General features: G+C 29.9%; 15 protein-coding genes. 10 read left to right on the forward strand and 5 right to left on the reverse strand.

What is annotated here, in order from left to right:
• The first annotated feature begins 44 nt into the window (after positions 1–44).
• From glyS to AJ939_RS09685, 3 genes are read left to right on the forward strand one after another with little or no spacing between them, the layout of a single operon-like run.
• Positions 45–2,039, forward strand: coding sequence for a glycine--tRNA ligase subunit beta (glyS, locus tag AJ939_RS09675; RefSeq protein WP_070276681.1), 1,995 nt, complete (start codon positions 45–47; stop codon positions 2,037–2,039).
• Positions 2,036–2,857: a M23 family metallopeptidase gene (locus AJ939_RS09680; RefSeq protein ID WP_070276683.1), complete on the forward strand. Its 822-nt coding sequence runs from the start codon at positions 2,036–2,038 to the stop codon at positions 2,855–2,857. Before glyS ends, AJ939_RS09680 begins: the two co-directional genes overlap by 4 nt.
• Complete coding sequence (locus AJ939_RS09685) at positions 2,854–3,804, forward strand: SAM-dependent methyltransferase (RefSeq protein ID WP_044779049.1); 951 nt, start codon at positions 2,854–2,856, stop codon at positions 3,802–3,804. Before AJ939_RS09680 ends, AJ939_RS09685 begins: the two co-directional genes overlap by 4 nt.
• Here the strand turns inward: AJ939_RS09685 and AJ939_RS09690 are convergent.
• A complete protein-coding gene (locus tag AJ939_RS09690; protein ID WP_070276685.1) occupies positions 3,801–4,775 on the reverse strand; it encodes an exopolyphosphatase in 975 nt (324 codons plus the stop codon). The genes AJ939_RS09685 and AJ939_RS09690 overlap by 4 nt on opposite strands.
• Positions 4,776–4,830: 55 nt before the next feature.
• Here AJ939_RS09690 and AJ939_RS09695 point away from each other — a divergent pair, with 55 nt between their 5' ends.
• Together AJ939_RS09695 and pdxA are read left to right on the forward strand one after the other, a co-directional pair.
• Positions 4,831–5,604 carry a pyridoxine 5'-phosphate synthase gene (locus AJ939_RS09695; protein WP_004305608.1) on the forward strand — a complete coding sequence of 258 codons (774 nt, stop codon included), beginning with the start codon at positions 4,831–4,833 and terminating at the stop codon, positions 5,602–5,604.
• Entirely contained in the window at positions 5,601–6,695 is a 1,095-nt protein-coding gene (gene pdxA / locus AJ939_RS09700) for a 4-hydroxythreonine-4-phosphate dehydrogenase (protein ID WP_053872293.1), read from the forward strand. Before AJ939_RS09695 ends, pdxA begins: the two co-directional genes overlap by 4 nt.
• Here pdxA and AJ939_RS09705 read toward each other — a convergent pair.
• On the reverse strand, positions 6,685–7,287 hold the full coding sequence (locus AJ939_RS09705) for a hypothetical protein (protein WP_044779048.1): 603 nt from the start codon (positions 7,285–7,287) through the stop codon (positions 6,685–6,687). The two genes, pdxA and AJ939_RS09705, sit on opposite strands and share 11 nt — an antisense overlap.
• Positions 7,288–7,398: 111 nt before the next feature.
• Here AJ939_RS09705 and AJ939_RS09710 point away from each other — a divergent pair, with 111 nt between their 5' ends.
• From AJ939_RS09710 to AJ939_RS09725, 4 genes are all read left to right on the forward strand, one after another.
• Positions 7,399–8,598 (forward strand): MFS transporter, encoded by a 1,200-nt coding sequence (locus tag AJ939_RS09710; protein ID WP_070276687.1) that lies wholly within the window; start codon positions 7,399–7,401, stop codon positions 8,596–8,598.
• A 55-nt stretch (positions 8,599–8,653) separates the two neighbouring features.
• The gene (ciaC, locus tag AJ939_RS09715; RefSeq protein ID WP_004305615.1) at positions 8,654–8,974 is read left to right on the forward strand and encodes an invasion antigen CiaC; all 321 of its coding nucleotides are present in this window, start codon (positions 8,654–8,656) and stop codon (positions 8,972–8,974) included.
• 178 nt (positions 8,975–9,152) lie between these two features.
• The gene (gene hemE, locus AJ939_RS09720) at positions 9,153–10,175 is read left to right on the forward strand and encodes a uroporphyrinogen decarboxylase (RefSeq protein ID WP_070276689.1); all 1,023 of its coding nucleotides are present in this window, start codon (positions 9,153–9,155) and stop codon (positions 10,173–10,175) included.
• The gene (locus AJ939_RS09725; RefSeq protein ID WP_070276691.1) at positions 10,172–11,074 is read left to right on the forward strand and encodes a radical SAM protein; all 903 of its coding nucleotides are present in this window, start codon (positions 10,172–10,174) and stop codon (positions 11,072–11,074) included. Before hemE ends, AJ939_RS09725 begins: the two co-directional genes overlap by 4 nt.
• Here AJ939_RS09725 and AJ939_RS09730 read toward each other — a convergent pair.
• From AJ939_RS09730 to AJ939_RS09740, 3 genes are read right to left on the reverse strand one after another with little or no spacing between them, the layout of a single operon-like run.
• Positions 11,071–12,267, reverse strand: a complete 1,197-nt coding sequence (locus AJ939_RS09730; protein ID WP_070276693.1) for a hypothetical protein — start codon at positions 12,265–12,267, stop codon at positions 11,071–11,073. The two genes, AJ939_RS09725 and AJ939_RS09730, sit on opposite strands and share 4 nt — an antisense overlap.
• A gap of 1 nt (position 12,268) precedes the next feature.
• Positions 12,269–14,071 carry an excinuclease ABC subunit UvrC gene (gene uvrC, locus AJ939_RS09735; protein ID WP_070276695.1) on the reverse strand — a complete coding sequence of 601 codons (1,803 nt, stop codon included), beginning with the start codon at positions 14,069–14,071 and terminating at the stop codon, positions 12,269–12,271.
• Positions 14,064–14,558 (reverse strand): hypothetical protein, encoded by a 495-nt coding sequence (locus tag AJ939_RS09740; RefSeq protein ID WP_070276697.1) that lies wholly within the window; start codon positions 14,556–14,558, stop codon positions 14,064–14,066. The genes uvrC and AJ939_RS09740 overlap by 8 nt, the downstream gene beginning before the upstream one ends.
• A 138-nt stretch (positions 14,559–14,696) precedes the next feature.
• Here AJ939_RS09740 and guaA point away from each other — a divergent pair, with 138 nt between their 5' ends.
• Complete coding sequence (gene guaA / locus AJ939_RS09745) at positions 14,697–16,232, forward strand: glutamine-hydrolyzing GMP synthase (protein WP_070252823.1); 1,536 nt, start codon at positions 14,697–14,699, stop codon at positions 16,230–16,232.
• Positions 16,233–16,295 lie beyond the last annotated feature (63 nt).

Genomic DNA, 16,295 nt, shown 5'->3' on the forward strand with positions numbered 1-16,295 from the left:
AAATTTTAGTTAAAATTAGAAACAAATTTTAAAAAGAGTAAATTATGAGTGAATTATTAATAGAAATTGGCACAGAAGAATTACCTGCTATTCCTTTGTTAAAAGAATTAGCTAATATAGAAAAAAAATGGAAAAATGTTTTAGAAGAATATCGCTTGGTAAGTGATTTTAAATTTTATTATACTCCGCGTCGTTTAGTTTTTTTTCATGAAAATTTTGCAGACAAACAAGAAGATAGCTTTGCTGAATTTATAGGAGCACCTAAAAATGTTGCTTATAAAGATGGAGTTTTAACTCCTGCGGGACAAAGCTTCCTGCAAAAAGCAGGGATCAGTGAAAATGAACTCGCTTTTAAAGAAATCAAAGGTAAGGAAGTTTTATATCATCAAAAAGCTATCAAAGGTTTACAAAATCAAGAAATTTTAGGAGAAATGGTAGAAAAATTTCTAAAAAGTCTTAGTTTTGGCAAAAGTATGCGTTGGGGTGCAAATTCTTTTGAATTCATTCGTGCGATCCGTTCTATAGCTTGCATTTTAAATGATGAACTTGTTGATTTTCAAAGTTATGGGGTAAAAAGTGCTAAAAAAACTTTCATTCACAGAAGTGTAAGTTATGATTTGAAAGATTTTAACAATGCAAAAGAATATTTTGAACTACTAGAAAAAAACTATATTATCCTTGATCCAATCAAAAGAAAAGAAAAAATACTTGAACAATTTAAACTCATAGAAAGTCAAAAAAATATACAAATTGGAGAAGATGAAGAGCTTTTAGCTGAAGTAGTTGCTATCACAGAATATCCTAATGCACTTTTAGGAAGCTTTGAAGAAGAATTTTTAGAAATTCCTAGCGAAGTCATCATCACTTCAATGAGAGAAAATCAACGCTATTTTGCGGTTTTTAACGACAAAGGCTTAAGTAATCATTTTATAGTAGTAAGCAATGCAGTATGTAAGGATTATTCAAAAATCATACATGGAAATGAAAGAGTTTTGCGTGCAAGACTTAGCGATGCAATGTTTTTTTATCAAAATGATTTACAAAATGGTTTACAACCTGAAAAGCTTGCCAAAATGACTTATCTTGAAGGTTTAGGCACAATGCAAGATAAAAGTTTAAGAGAGATTAAAATTGCTGAAATTTTATGTCAAATGCTTCATAATGATAAAATCGAAAATATCAGCACAGCACTAAAATATGCTAAAGCTGACTTAGCCACACAAATGGTTTATGAATTTACTGATTTGCAAGGCATTATGGGAAGTTATTATGCGCAAAAAATGGGATTAGATTATGAAATTTGCTTAGCCATCAAAGAACAATATCTTCCTAATTCTGAACAAGCTCCACTTCCAAGCACAGAATTTTCAAGCATAGTAGCCCTTGCAAACAAGCTTGATACCCTTATAGGACTTTTTAGTATAGGAAAAATTCCAAGCGGAACAAAGGATCCTTATGCCTTAAGAAGAGCAGCCAATGGGATCATTAAAATCGCTCTAAATTTAAATAAAGAATTTGATATCCAAATTTTATTAGAAAAACTTTCAAGTCATTATAAAAGCTTTGATATGCAAATTTTAAAAGATTTTATTTTTGAAAGACTTTATACTTTTTATACGATCAATGCTTCTTTTGTAAAAGCGGTTTTAAGCTCACAAAATACAGATCTTATTCATATCAATCAAAGCGTAAATGCTCTTATAAAACTTAGCAAAAAAGATAATTTTAATGAAAATTTTGCAACCTTTAAAAGACTAGCCAATATCGCCACTAAAAATCCTCATAAAGTTGATGAAAGTCTTTTTACTCAAGAAGCAGAAAGCAAACTTTACAAAGCTTTTCAAGAAAAAACTAAAGCCAACTCTTTACAAGAAAAACTTGAAAATCTTTTTGCACTCAAGCCTTTTATCGACGAGTTTTTTAATCAAGTAATGATTAATGCTGAAGATGAAAAACTTAAAAATAATCGCCAAGCTTTGGTTTATGAAATTTATGCGGAGTTTTTAAAAATCGCCGATCTTAAAGAGTTAAGCCTATGAAAGCCTTATGGCTTTTTTTAAGCCTTACTCTTTGGCTTTTTGGAGTTCAAAATTTAGAACTCATCAAAGGTCAAGCTTTATTTTTGGAGCTAGATAAGAAAGATTTTTTATCTTTAAAAAATAATGATAAAAATATTCTCACCTTTGCACATCCTAAAAATCAAGAAAAAATTCTAGCTATTTTTTCCTTACCTTACAAAAATCCCCCGAAAAATACAAAACTTATCGCATTTTATAAAAATAAAAAAGAAGAAATTTTCATAAAAACTTTAGAAGGTAATTATAAAAGTGAAAAATTGCAAGTTGAAAACAAAAAGATTTTTCCGCCAAAAACCGTACAAGAACGCATCGCTAAAGAATTAAAAGAAGCCAATGCGATTTATAGCTCTTATACTCCAAAAGCTTTATTTAACGGTGCTTTTAATATACCTTTAAAATCTTTTATCACAAGTGATTTTGGCAAAGCAAGAACTTTTAATGAAAAAGTAGCAAGTTATCACAGTGGAACAGACTTTAGAGCTGCCACAGGAACACCTATTTATGCAACCAATTCAGGCATAGTACAAATTGCAAAAGATCGTTATTTTGCAGGAAATTCAGTAGTCATTGATCATGGTTTTGGAATTTATTCACAATACTATCATCTTTCTAAAATCGATGTTAAAGTAGGACAAAAGATAAAAAAAGGTGAGCTTATAGGACTTAGCGGGGCTACAGGTAGGGTAAGTGGACCGCATTTGCATTTTGGAATTTTAGCTGGAGGCAAACAAGTCGATCCTTTGGATTTTGTCTCCAAATTTAATGCTATTTTTCAATGAAATTTAGTGACTTTTTCCATGCTTGGCTCCATAAGAGCTATTATAAAAATGCTGTAAGTATAGGAAAAAACGGAGATTTTTTTACTGCTGTGAGCGTAGGAAATCTTTTTGGCACACTTTTAGCCAAGCATTTTTTAAATTTAATAGATAAAAAAATTTTACAACCCCCTTTAGAACTTGTAGAAATAGGCGCTAATGAAGGCTATTTAAGTCGTGATTTTTTAGCCGCTTTGCTTGAATTAAGACCTGAAATTTTTTCTCAAATTTCTTTTTTCATCATAGAACCGCATGAAAAATTAAAAAATTTACAGAAAAAGACCTTAGAAGGAGTGGAATTTACTCACAAAAATAGCCTTAAAGAATGCCATTTTAAGAACGCTTTTTTCTTTTGCAATGAACTTTTTGATAGTTTTACTTGTGAACTTATAGATCATGATAAAATGGCATTTGTAGAAAATTTTAAACTTATTTTTAAAAATATGGATGAAAATTTGATCACAAAATGCAAAGCTTTAAATCTTACAAAAGGCGAACTCAGTTTAGAGCTTGAAAATTTTTTTAAAGATTTAGATCAAGCTTGCGAGAGATTTATATTTGCGGGATTTGACTATGGAACTTTGAATCCACAAAATTTTAGCTTAAGAATCTATCAAAAGCACGAAGTTTTTAACCCTTTTGAAGTATCGTTAAAAGATTTTTTCGGCAAAAGCGATCTAACTTATAATGTCAATTTTACCCATCTTCAAAAACTCATCAAAGAATATGATTTCAAACCTTTAGCTTTTAAAAAACAAAGTCTTGCTTTCATGGATTTTGGTTTTGAAGATTTATTAGAATACACAAAAAATAAAAACATTAAAACTTACGAAAGTTTTTTATCTCAAGCTAAAATTTTATTTTTTAATTTTGATGAAAAATTTCATTTTTTCGAATTTCAAAAAAACTAAAATTTTATATTTTTCATACTTGCTAAACAAACCCCCTCTCTTAAACCCTCATCAATGACTAGAAGTTTATGTTTATCAAACAAAGCATAAAACAGCAAACAACCTGCACTCAAATAATTTTTTCTCATCATACCTACTTCTTTTATAGCCTTTTTTTCTTCCATATGAAAAAGTTTAATAGCATAATTTAAAAAATCCTTATGGTAAAGTTTTTTACCATTTACTCTAGTTGCTTCATACTTTTCATAGCTTATATTTTGTTTTAATGCGCTAAGTGTAGTAGGAACTCCGGAATTTAAAACCACCGTTTTAGCCCCTAAAGAACGAAGTTCCTTTTTAATCATAGCCACCTCATCAAAAGCCATAAAAGCTAAATGCTTTAAATAGGGATTTGCAATTAAAAAATGAATTTTAAGTTTTTTATCTTTAATATTGATGATAAATTTAGGATATTTTTTTATCAATTTTTTGTAAGAAATACAAGATTTATAATAAGAATGGCAATTTTTTTCATAAAAACTAATAATACCAAAATCAAAACTTTTAAAACTTTTTCCAAAAGAAAGCTCACAAGAAGCCCCTCCTAAATCACAATACGCAAACTCTCCCCAAATTTTAAGCCTTCTTAAGCCCACTTGCATACCTAAAACACTGATCTTAGCTTCACTTTTGGCATCTATAAGCTTAAAATCAATCCCAAATTCTTCTTTTAAATGGGCAAAAATTTCATTTGTATTGCTTGCTTTTCTAAAAGCTGCAGTCGCTACAGCTCTTGCTTTGCTTAAATCTTGCTCTTTAGCCAAAATACTCAAAGCATTTTTTAATCTTTGTATGGCTTCTTTAGAAATTTCTCCACTTTGATTTAGATTTTTCGCTGCTCCAATAACAAATTCATATTCTTTTAATTTATTTAATTTTTCATCCATTTGTACTGCTCTTAAAGTATTTGAACCAAGATCTATACCTAACATGACTTTCCTTGTTTGATTTTATAGTATAATAGCAAAAAAGTTCTAAAGGAAAAATATGCTTTTAGGTGTAAATATCGATCATATCGCAGTGTTAAGACAAGCTAGAATGGTAAATGATCCTGATCTTTTAGAGGCTGCTTTTATAGCAGCTAAACACGGAGATCAAATCACTTTGCATGTAAGAGAAGATCGCCGTCATGCTCAGGATTTTGACTTGGAAAATATCATAAAATTTTGCAAAAGCCCTATCAATTTAGAATGTGCTTTAAATGATGAAATTTTAAATTTAGCTCTTAAACTCAAACCCCACCGTGTTACTTTAGTGCCTGAAAAAAGAGAAGAGCTTACTACAGAAGGGGGACTTTGTTTAAATCATGCTAAATTAAAACAAAGCATAGAAAAACTTCAAAATGCAAACATTGAAGTTTCACTTTTTATCAATCCTAGTTTAGAAGATATAGAAAAATCAAAAAATTTAAAAGCCCAATTCATAGAGCTTCATACAGGACATTATGCGAATTTACACAACGCACTTTTTAGTAATATCTCTCATACTGCTTTTGCCTTAAAAGAACTTGGTCAAGATAAAAAAAACCTACAAGCTCAATTTGAAAAAGAATTACAAAATTTAGAACTCTGTGCCAAAAAAGGCATAGAGCTTGGTTTAAAAGTAGCTGCAGGACATGGTTTAAATTACAAAAATGTAAAATCCATAGTAAAAATTAAAGAAATTTGTGAGCTAAATATAGGACAAAGCATTGTAGCAAGATCTGTATTTACAGGACTTCAAAACGCTATTTTAGAAATGAAAGAACTTATTAAAAGATGAAAAAACTAGCCATTAGTATAGGCGATATAAACAGCATAGGACTTGAAATTTTAGTGCGTTCTCATGAAGAACTAAGCAAAATCTGCACACCTTTTTATTTTATCCACGAAAGCTTGCTTAATAAAGCTTTAAAACTTTTAAATTTAAAACTTTTTAATGCAAAAATCGTAGCTTTTAAAGATGACAAAGACTATGAGTTTAATTTTATAAAAAAAGAAAATTCTCTTGAAATTTACTCTTTTTGCCTTCCTTTAGGCTTTAAAGTGGATGAAAATTTTGAAATCCAAGCCGGAGAAATAGATGCAAAAAGTGGACTTTATGGTTTTTTAAGCTTTAAGGCGGCAAGTTATTTTGTCTATGAAAAACACGCACATGCCTTACTTACTCTACCTATACACAAAAAAGCTTGGGAAGATGCAGGACTTAAATACAAAGGACACACCGATGCTTTAAGGGATTTTTTTAAAAAAAATGCCATTATGATGTTAGGTTGTAAAGAACTTTTTGTAGGGCTTTTTAGCGAACATATACCTTTAGCTAAGGTGAGTAAAAAAATCACTTTTAAAAATTTAAGTATCTTTTTAAAAGATTTTTACAAAGAAACGCATTTTAAAAAAATGGGGCTTTTAGGTTTTAACCCTCACGCTGGAGATTATGGAGTTATAGGCGGAAAAGAAGAAAAGATCATGGAAAAAGCTATAGCCTTTGTTAATGCCTTTTTACACTCTAAAAAAGATGAAAAATTTTTCAAAAAAGCCTTAAAAGATGAAAATTTGCAAAAAGAATTGCTTTTAAATTTTAAAGGCAAGGGTGTTTATCTACCCTATCCTTTAGTAGCTGATACTGCTTTTACTAAGGCTGGTTTAAAAAACTGCAATCGTTTAGTGGCTATGTATCACGATCTTGCCCTTGCTCCTTTAAAGGCCTTGTATTTTGATAAAAGCATCAATGTGAGTTTAAATTTACCCATCATACGCGTCAGTGTTGATCATGGCACGGCCTTTGACAAGGCCTATAAAAATGCTAAAATCAACACTAAAAGTTATTTTGAAGCGGCTAAATTTGCAATCAATTTAAGCCCTAAAACTTAAATTTAGCCCTAGAATCAATCAAATCTTCTTTAGCCAAGCTGTCTATAAAATCTTGCAAATCTTTATTGGTATTTAAACTTTGAGTGAGTAAATTTTCATATTTATCAACTTTATTTTTAAAAATTTGCTCTAAAACTTCTTTAGTCTTTATATCTTTTTTTGCTCTTTGCATAAGCTCTAATAAAGCCTTAATATAAGCTTCTTGCATGCAATCACTTGCATTGAGTAAAGGTAAAATAGGATTTTCCCCTGCTTTTGTATTTTGCATATTTTTTATACAAATTTTTCTTTCTTTAATCATCTTTTTTGAAATAGCTTTAAAATCTTTTTTCGTCTTTTTATCTGCTTTTTTTGAAATATTTTGATACAAACTGCTATAGATATTATCTACTAAAGCAAGTTTTTTATTCTCAAATTCATTACGCACACCAATTTCATTACATATCATAAGCTCATCATCACTTTTACCATCATCTTTGATTTTAGAACAATCAAAACTGGGTTTTACTTCATCTTTATAAATAAGCTCATCAAAACTCAAAGCCCCTAAACTCACCAAACTTAAACCAAGCAATAAAATAATTTTTTTCATTATTTACCTTTAAAATTTTTATTTTATTTTAACAAAAATATTTTGAATTTTTTAAGGAAATTAAGCCTTTATTTTATTATAATGCGTTTTTATTTTTATAAGGAAATTAAAATGCAAAATTACAAAAAAGCTCTTTTTGCACTAGCTCTTAGTGCTTTTTGTATGGGCGTAACCGAATTTGTTATGGCAGGAGTTTTGGTTGATGTTGAAGCGTATTTTAGCGTAGATGCAAAAACCGCGGGCTATCTTACAACCTTATATGCCATAGGTGTTGTTATAGGCGCTCCTCTTATTACTATACCTTTAAGTCGTTTTCACAGACATACACAACTTTTAATCAATCTTGGAATTTTTGCTTTAGCAAATTTCATTATCTTTTTTAGCCAAAATTTCTATCTTACAGCGTTTGCGCGTTTTGTAGCAGGAACACAACATGGAGTATTTTTTGTCATTGCTACCTTAGCTGTAAGTGCTATAACCCCAGATGATAAAAAATCAAGCGCTCTAGCTATAATGGTCACAGGACTTACTGTAGCCTTGGTTACTGGAGTGCCACTTGGAACTTTCATAGGGCATTATTTTGGCTTTAAATTTATCTTTTTACTTATTTTTATCATTACAAGCCTAGCATTTTTTGGAGTATGGCATATGATGCCCAAAAATTTACATCCTAGCCCAACAAGTCTTAAAAATTTAATCCCTGCTTTTTCACATCAAAATTTGTTAAAAACTTATACTATAACCATTTGTAGTTGTGGGGCTCAATTCGTTCTTTATACTTATTTACAAAAATTACTTGTAGAAATAAGCGGTTTTAAAGTCCAAGATACAGCTTATATCTTGCTCTTATATGGAATTTGCGCAATTTGTGGGAATTTATGGGGCGGAAAAATAGTAGATAAAAAAGGTGCTATTTTTTCTTTGCGTCTTATTTTAAGCATACAAGTTCTAGTATTTTTAAGCGTATTTCTCACCATGCATTCTAAAATTTTAATCATTTTTAGCATAGCCTTGATAGGATTTTTTGCCTTTTCAACTATACCTGCGCTAAAAATGCTTAGCATTGCTAAAGCTAAACGCCATACTTATAAAGTCATAGACAGCACAGTAAGTGTAAATGAAGCAGCTTTTAATGTAGGCATAGCTTTAGCAAGTTTTTTAGGTGGGATTGTTTTAGCAGGATTGGGCATAGAATTTAATGCTTTATTTTCGGCACTTTTTGTAAGCCCTGCTTTGATTTTTGCCTTACTTTTTGCCAAAGATAAATTAAATTATAAAAAATTTCAAAGAAAAAGTTTAAAAAAGATATAAATTGGAATAGAAATTGCTTGTTTGTTTAATGTAAAGTTAAATAAAGGAGGAGAAAATGGTAGTAGATAATACTCAAAAAACATCAAATGTTATTTTTAGCACCACAACAAAGGTTAAAGAGAAAAATACTTCAGCAGATGAATTTCAAGCCACATTAAATGAAGTAAAAAACAAAGAAGAAAAGGAAAAAGAAAAAACAAGCTCAAGCAAATTTACTAATGAAGACATTGATCTTGGTGCTGTTAGAGAAGATTTTAGATCTTATGCTTGGCAAAAAATGAGAGAAGATCAATACAAAAAAAATGAGGAGACTTTGCTAAATAAGCTTTTTGCTACAATTGACGCAGGAAATGCCACAAACAATACAAAGGCTTAATATACAAATCAAAACTCAAACTACACAAACGAGAATTCCAATAATTCTCGTAAAATTTCTCATAACTCTGGATAAAATGAAAAAATTATTATTTCCTCCATATGAAGCAAATATAGAAAAATTGACCAATTTAATTTATCAAATTCTGTTATAATTTTGCTAAAAACAAAGGAAAATAATGATTTTTATTGATGCTTGCTTTAAAAAACCTACACCCTACACCCCTATTTGGATGATGCGTCAAGCAGGAAGATATTTGCCAGAATATATGGAAGTAAGAAAACAAGCGAGTGATTTTCTCTCTTTATGCAAAGACTATAAAAAAGCTTCTGAAGTTTCTTTGCAGCCTATTAATATTTTAGATGTAGATGCAGCAATCATTTTTTCAGATATCTTAGTTGTTCCTCTTGAAATGAGTATGAATTTACGCTTTGAAAAAGGAGAAGGGCCTATTTTTGATAATCCTATTTCAACCCTAGAAGACTTAGAAAAACTTGACGATCAAAATGCGCATAAAAAATTAAATTATGTCTATGATGCCTTAAAGCTTACAAGAGAAAAATTATCTCAAAACAAGGCTTTAATAGGATTTTGCGGAAGCCCTTGGACTATAGCTACCTATATGATAGAAGGAAGTGGAAGTAAAAATTATGCAAAGTGTAAAAAAATGCTTTATCAAAACCCAGAACTTTTACATAAAATTCTAAACAAACTAACTCAAGTTTTAAAACTTTATTTAGAAGAGCAAATTAAAGCAGGTGCTAATGCTATACAAATTTTTGATAGCTGGGCAAGTGCTTTAGAATACGATAAGTTTTTTGAATTCTCTTTTAATTATATGCTTGAAATTTCAAATTTTATTAAAAGCAAATACTCAAATATACCTGTAATTTTATTCCCTAAAGGCATTAGCGGTTATTTAGATAGAATCGATGGTAATTTTGATGTTTTTGGGGTTGATTGGAGCACTCCGCTTGATTTAGCATGTGATAAACTATCACACAAATACACTCTTCAAGGCAACATGGAGCCTTGCAGACTTTATGATAAAAATGCCATCAAAGAAGGAGTGGAAAAAATACTAAAAACCATGCAAAATAAAGCTCATATTTTCAACTTAGGACATGGGATCTTGCCTGATATTCCTGTTGAAAATGCAAAATATTTTATCAAGCTTGTACAAGAAAGTTCAGCTAAATGAAAATACTCTTTGGTCCTGTTAGCTCAAGGCGTTTTGGAAGATCTTTGGGTATAGATTTAAGCCCTAGTGAAAAACAATGCAATTTTGATTGTGTTTATTGCGAGCTTGATCCAAAAAAAACCCAAGAAAAACAGGATGAAATTATCAGCATAGACAAAATTATCTCCGAAGTTAAAGCCATGCTTGAAAAAAATGTTGAATTTGATTTTCTTACCCTTACTGCCAACGGAGAGCCTAGTCTTTATCCTTATTTAAATGAGCTTATTTTGTCTTTACGCAGCATTGCTAAAGATAAAAAATTGCTTATTTTAAGCAATGGTACAGCTGTATTAGATGAAGACAAATTTAATGCTTTGCTAAAACTAGATGTGGTCAAATTTAGCCTAGATAGTGCAGTTGCTAAAACTTTTTATCGTATTGATAGAGCTTTAAAAAACATTGACTTAGAAAAAATGATAGAAAAAATGGCAGATTTTAGAGCTAGGTTTAATGGAGATTTGATTATGGAAATTCTAGTTGTTAAAGATCTTAATGACAACGAAGAAGAATTTAAAGCGCTCAATCAAGCTTTAAAAAAAATCATGCCTTTAAGAGTTGATCTAAGTACCATAGATAGACCTCCTGCTTATGCCGTTAAAAAAGTAAGCGAAGAAAAACTTTTAGAACTTTCCAAACTTATAGATTCTACTCCTGTACTCTTAGCCAAAAGGCATTATGAAGGTGAAAAACTAAGCTTCAATGAAGAAGAATTATTAAAAATGCTTCATTTACGCTCACAAAGCGAAATAGACATAGAAGCGAAATTTGATGAACAATCCAAAACTCTCTTAAATCAACTTATCAAAGAAAAAAAGGTAAAAATTCTCGATTTAGCTGGAGTTAAATTTTATAAAGTTTAGACCTTTGGTAAATACTTTCTAAGTAAAGTTATAAGATCATTTCTACTTACATCACTTAAAACTTCACTCACACAATCAAAATCCCTAACTTTTTCCTTTGAAAAAAAGATGATATGGCTTTGTGGATGCTGTTTTTTATAAGCACTTAGCAAATTTCTCATTTGCTCAAGATCAAATTTAATTAATTCATAATCAAGCAAAATCAAACGATAAGTCTCGTTGCTTAATTCTTGTTTTAATTGACTAAAAGAATTTATACATATATTTTTATCGCATTGTTTTTCTATTATATTGAAAAATAAGGTTGCATCAAAATCATTTTGTTTAAAAAGCAATACATTATTTTGATAAGGGGTTTTAAATTTTAAAGTGCAAACCTTATCAAGCTTGTTTTGCAAAATATTTTCAAGATCTTTTTTTTCAAAAGGTAAAGTTAAAAAATACTCATAATGTGTATTTTTATGCCGACCCATCACTATAAAATCATAGTTTTTCTTTACATTTTCATTTAAAATTTTATCCTTGATAAAAATCAAATGAAAGTCATTAACATCAAAACTTAAATTTTTAAAACAAGTACTTTCTATGCCAAAATACGAAAGTAAATTTGCAAGTAAAAAATTTTCAAGCTCATCATTATTAACTATAGCCACATTTGCTTCAAACTGCAAAACCTTTCCATGAGATGTCCCTATAATGCTTTTATGATGCTCTAAAGCCTCATTTAATTCTAATCTAATTTGATCTTTTTGAGAATTTAAGGCATTTAAAATCAAAGAATTAATTTCTTTATTATACCCTTCATTTAAGCAACGCATTGCATTAGATATATTTCCAAGCTGATATAAATTTTCTTCTAATAAATGCAAATATCTGTCTTTTTCATGGGATATTTTAGTTAAATTTTGACCCGTAGTTTCAAATTTTTCCTTTAACAAATCAAGCGCACTATCAACATCAATCTTTTTTTGAAAATTTAAAAAATCATTTTGCATGCAAAAAATTTTTTGATATATTTTGTTTATATTTCTATTTTGTCTAAAAGCAAAAATAAAAAGTGTTAAAGATAAAACAAAAATGCTAGAAAACATACCTATTTTCAGTTGTTCAGCAACACTATCAAGCTTTGAGATATCAATACTTAAATACGCTAAAATTAGATTAAAAATAAAAATTATCCCTGCTAATATCAAATCAATTTTCCTTTATCTTTTGTGCCGCTTTCTTGCCTACAAGCATTGCAAGATCTTTAAAATCAGCCTTATATATAGATTCAAAATTTCCATAATACGCTAAAAGTTTTTGTATAACCCCTGAACTAAGTCCTAAATTTACAAGCTTAGAACTATTCAAGTCCTGTTTTTTCTTAGTATTTTGATGAAAGCTGATAGCAAAACGGTGTGCTTCGTCTCTTAATTTCTGTAAGAATTGTAGTTTTTTATCGTTAATACTTAGGCTAAATTCTCCTTTTAAGGAATGAATTTTATCTCTAGCACCTCCTTTAGCCCTATGTGCTTTTGCATCGATTTTTTCTTTTGAAATAGCTAAAATATCGACATTTGCCCCACTACTTACAATAATTTCTTTAGCCAAATCAAGCAAAGCCTTTCCTCCATCTATAAGCCATAAATCAGGAGGGGGTATTTTATCAAAGTCCAAAGCCCTACGCGTTAAGACTTCACGCATTTGATCATAATCATTTTTATGTTTTAAATGAAATTTGCGATATTTTGACTTATCCCAAGAATTTGCACTATAATTTACCATAGCTCCAACATTTGCCACGCCTTGCAAATGAGAATTATCAAAAATTTCTATATCATTTGGTAAATTTTCAAGCTCAAAATAAGACTTTAATTCTTTTTGTATAGTAAAACCATGATTTTTTTGCTCTTTTTCTATATTTAAAAGTGCATTTTGAAAAGCCAAATCACAAATTCTTCTTTTTTCTCCTATTTTAGGGATTTTAATACTGATTTTTTTATCAAATCTTTGGCTTAAAATTTCTTCCAAAAGCACTCTATCTTCAAATTCTTCATAAACATAAATAACATTTGCAAGCAAAGGAATGTCCATACTAAAATTTTCTAAAATCAATTGCTTATAAATTTCATTTTTATCCCATTGTATATCATTTTTTATAGGAGTAATCTTAGAATTTGCACTGATAATTTTTCCATTTTGCACCACAAAACGTAAGGTTGAAAGCATGGAATTTTCAAAGGCTAAAGCAAATACTTCAAAATCTTCTAATTTTGCAATATCTATTTCAACCTTAACTTCCAAATCTTTAATCGTTGCAATCTGATCCCTTACTTTAGCTGCTTCTTCGTAATTTTCATTTTGTGCTAAATGTATCATTTGTTTTTCTAAATTTTTTATTAAAATACTAGGATTTAAAAGTGCGTGCATAGCCTCATCTAAAATTTCAAGGTATTTTTCTTTGCTGATGCGTTTATCACAAGGCGCAAGACAACGAGAAATTTGATAAAAAATACAAGGGGATTTGCAACTTGCTTTTTGCTTTAAAGGATAGTATAAATAAAGCGCATCTAAAAGCTCTCTAGCACCTTTAAAAAAAGGGCCAAAATATTTGATTTTGCTTTTTTTTACCAATTTTCTAGTAATCTCAAAACGTGGAAATTCTTCTTCAAAATCCACATAAATATAAGGATAAGTTTTATCATCTCTTAGTAAAATATTATATTTTGGATGCAGTTGTTTGATAAAAGAATTTTCTAAAATCAAAGCATCAGCTTCTGAATTAGTAGTGATAAATTCCAAATGCACTGTTTCTTCAATCATTTTTTGAATTCTTAAAGAATTTCTTGGATTTGCGTGTAAATTTGGAGTAAAAGCAAAATAAGATTTGATACGATTTTTAAGATTTTTAGCCTTACCTACATATAAAAGCTTTCCTTCTTGATTGAAGTATTGATAAACTCCAGTGCTATTGGGAAGAGTTTTTAACTCATTTTCTAAATTCTCTTTAGTCAAGATTAGAACCCTTTTTGATAAGTTCTCTTAAATCTTCAAATTTCTTAAATAATTTTTCATCTTTAAAGCAATTTTTAAATTCACCCTTAGAAAGCTCCAAATAAGAATTTTTAGAGAGTTTTTCATCATTTTTGTTTTTATTTGCTGCATAAGTGTATTTTTGGGAAAAGATTTTTATATCTTTTATATCAATAAATCCACTTAAAGGATATTTTTGTCCATATGCTTTTATGAGAAATTTAATATAAATTTTGCTATCATCATGATTTAATTCTTGATAAGCTGCTGGATGTAAGGTTATTATATTTAAAATATGATTTTTTACATAAATTTTAGCAATCAAACGTTGCTTAGCAAGCGGAAAAGAACTTAAAAAATCTTTGCAAAAAAATAAGGTTTTTAAAGGCTTATAATGAGGTTTATCCATCAATTCATTAATAACAGCACTAGCGTTTTTAGTCATCTTAATATTATTTCTTTTTCCCATAAGATGATTTTAGCATTTCTTTTCTTAATTTTCTTCTGTGCTTGCGGATATAAAGGCAACCCTCAATACACAAACTATGAACAAAATGGCTCGGTAAAAACCATTAAAAAATACGAACAATTACATAGGTGGTAAATAATGAAAAAAGCAGATATTTTAGTTTTAGACTTTGGCTCTCAATACACTCAGCTTATAGCAAGACGCTTAAGGGAACAAGGAGTTTATGCAGAAATTTTACCTTTTAATGTAAGCTTAGCTGATATCAAAGCAAAAGAACCAAAAGGTATTATTTTAAGTGGAGGTCCAGCAAGCGTATATGCAACTGATGCGTATTTTTGCGATAAAGGCATATTTGACTTGGGTTTACCTGTTCTTGGAATTTGTTATGGTATGCAGCTTATGGCACATCATTACAAAGCTACAGTTGCACCTGCAGGACATAAAGAATATGGTAAAGCAAATATAGAAGTTAAAAAAGATAGTGCTTTATTTAAAAATCTTCCAAAAAAACAAACTGTTTGGATGAGTCATTCTGATAAAGTAGAAAATTTACCTCAAGGTTTTGAAGTTTTAGCCACAAGTGAAAATAGTCCTTTTTGTGTTTTTGGCAACGAAGATAAGAAATTTTTTGCTCTGCAATTTCACCCAGAAGTGCAACACAGTGAATTTGGCAAAAATATCTTAAAAAATTTTGCTAAATACGCTTGTAATTGTGAAAGTGTTTGGAATATGGGTTCTTTTGCAAAAACTCAAGCAGAAAAAATCCGTGAAGAAGTAGGCAGTGATAAAGTGCTTTGTGCTGTAAGTGGCGGAGTAGATAGTAGTGTAGTTGCTGCACTTTTAGCCAGTGCTATAAAAGAGCAAGTTATAGTAGTTTTTGTAGACAATGGACTTTTAAGGAGCGGAGAAAAAGAACAAGTTGAATTTATGTTTAAAAATACCTTAGGTATCGATCTTATCAGCATTGATGCAAGTGAAATTTTCTTAAGTCGCTTGGCTAATGTTAGAGATCCTGAGCAAAAAAGAAAAATCATAGGAAATACCTTTATAGAAGTTTTTGAAGAAGAAGCAAAAAAACATAAAGATGTAAAATATCTCGCTCAAGGAACACTTTATACTGATATCATAGAAAGTTCTGTTGTAGGTGCAAGCAAAACCATTAAAAGCCATCATAATGTAGGGGGCTTGCCTGAAAAAATGAATCTTAAACTCATAGAGCCTTTAAAAGAAATTTTTAAAGATGAAGTGCGTGCCCTAGGACTTGAGCTTGGACTTAGCAAAGAAGTAGTTTATCGCCATCCTTTCCCTGGACCAGGGCTTGCTATACGCATTATGGGAGAAGTAAATCGCCCTAGTTTAGAACTATTGCGCAAGACTGATGTAATTTTACTTGAAGAACTTAAAAGCACCGGCTGGTATGATAAAACTTGGCAAGCATTTTGCGTACTTTTAAATGTTAAAAGCGTTGGGGTTATGGGGGATAACCGCACTTATGATAATGCAGTTTGTATACGCGTTGTAGATGCAAGTGATGGTATGACAGCTACTTTCTCGCATTTACCTTACGAAGTTTTAGAAAACATAAGTCGCCGTATCATCAATGAAGTAGAAGGTATAAACCGCGTTGTTTATGATATCTCAAGCAAACCACCTGCAACCATAGAATGGGAATGATCCATTTTTTCTAGCTCTTATTTTTATTATAAAATTTTTATAAAAATAAGGCTAGAATTTATT

Origin of the sequence: Campylobacter sp. BCW_6889 (genome assembly GCF_001762535.1) — a bacterium.
Lineage (GTDB): Bacteria > Campylobacterota > Campylobacteria > Campylobacterales > Campylobacteraceae > Campylobacter_D > Campylobacter_D jejuni.

Coding starts and splice junctions, on each gene's coding strand:
- glyS (WP_070276681.1), top strand. CDS start 45: ATGAGTGAATTATTAATAGAAATTGGCACAGAAGAATTACCTGCTATT.
- AJ939_RS09680 (WP_070276683.1), top strand. CDS start 2,036: ATGAAAGCCTTATGGCTTTTTTTAAGCCTTACTCTTTGGCTTTTTGGA.
- AJ939_RS09685 (WP_044779049.1), top strand. CDS start 2,854: ATGAAATTTAGTGACTTTTTCCATGCTTGGCTCCATAAGAGCTATTAT.
- AJ939_RS09690 (WP_070276685.1), bottom strand. CDS start 4,775: ATGTTAGGTATAGATCTTGGTTCAAATACTTTAAGAGCAGTACAAATG.
- AJ939_RS09695 (WP_004305608.1), top strand. CDS start 4,831: ATGCTTTTAGGTGTAAATATCGATCATATCGCAGTGTTAAGACAAGCT.
- pdxA (WP_053872293.1), top strand. CDS start 5,601: ATGAAAAAACTAGCCATTAGTATAGGCGATATAAACAGCATAGGACTT.
- AJ939_RS09705 (WP_044779048.1), bottom strand. CDS start 7,287: ATGAAAAAAATTATTTTATTGCTTGGTTTAAGTTTGGTGAGTTTAGGG.
- AJ939_RS09710 (WP_070276687.1), top strand. CDS start 7,399: ATGCAAAATTACAAAAAAGCTCTTTTTGCACTAGCTCTTAGTGCTTTT.
- ciaC (WP_004305615.1), top strand. CDS start 8,654: ATGGTAGTAGATAATACTCAAAAAACATCAAATGTTATTTTTAGCACC.
- hemE (WP_070276689.1), top strand. CDS start 9,153: ATGATTTTTATTGATGCTTGCTTTAAAAAACCTACACCCTACACCCCT.
- AJ939_RS09725 (WP_070276691.1), top strand. CDS start 10,172: ATGAAAATACTCTTTGGTCCTGTTAGCTCAAGGCGTTTTGGAAGATCT.
- AJ939_RS09740 (WP_070276697.1), bottom strand. CDS start 14,558: ATGGGAAAAAGAAATAATATTAAGATGACTAAAAACGCTAGTGCTGTT.
- guaA (WP_070252823.1), top strand. CDS start 14,697: ATGAAAAAAGCAGATATTTTAGTTTTAGACTTTGGCTCTCAATACACT.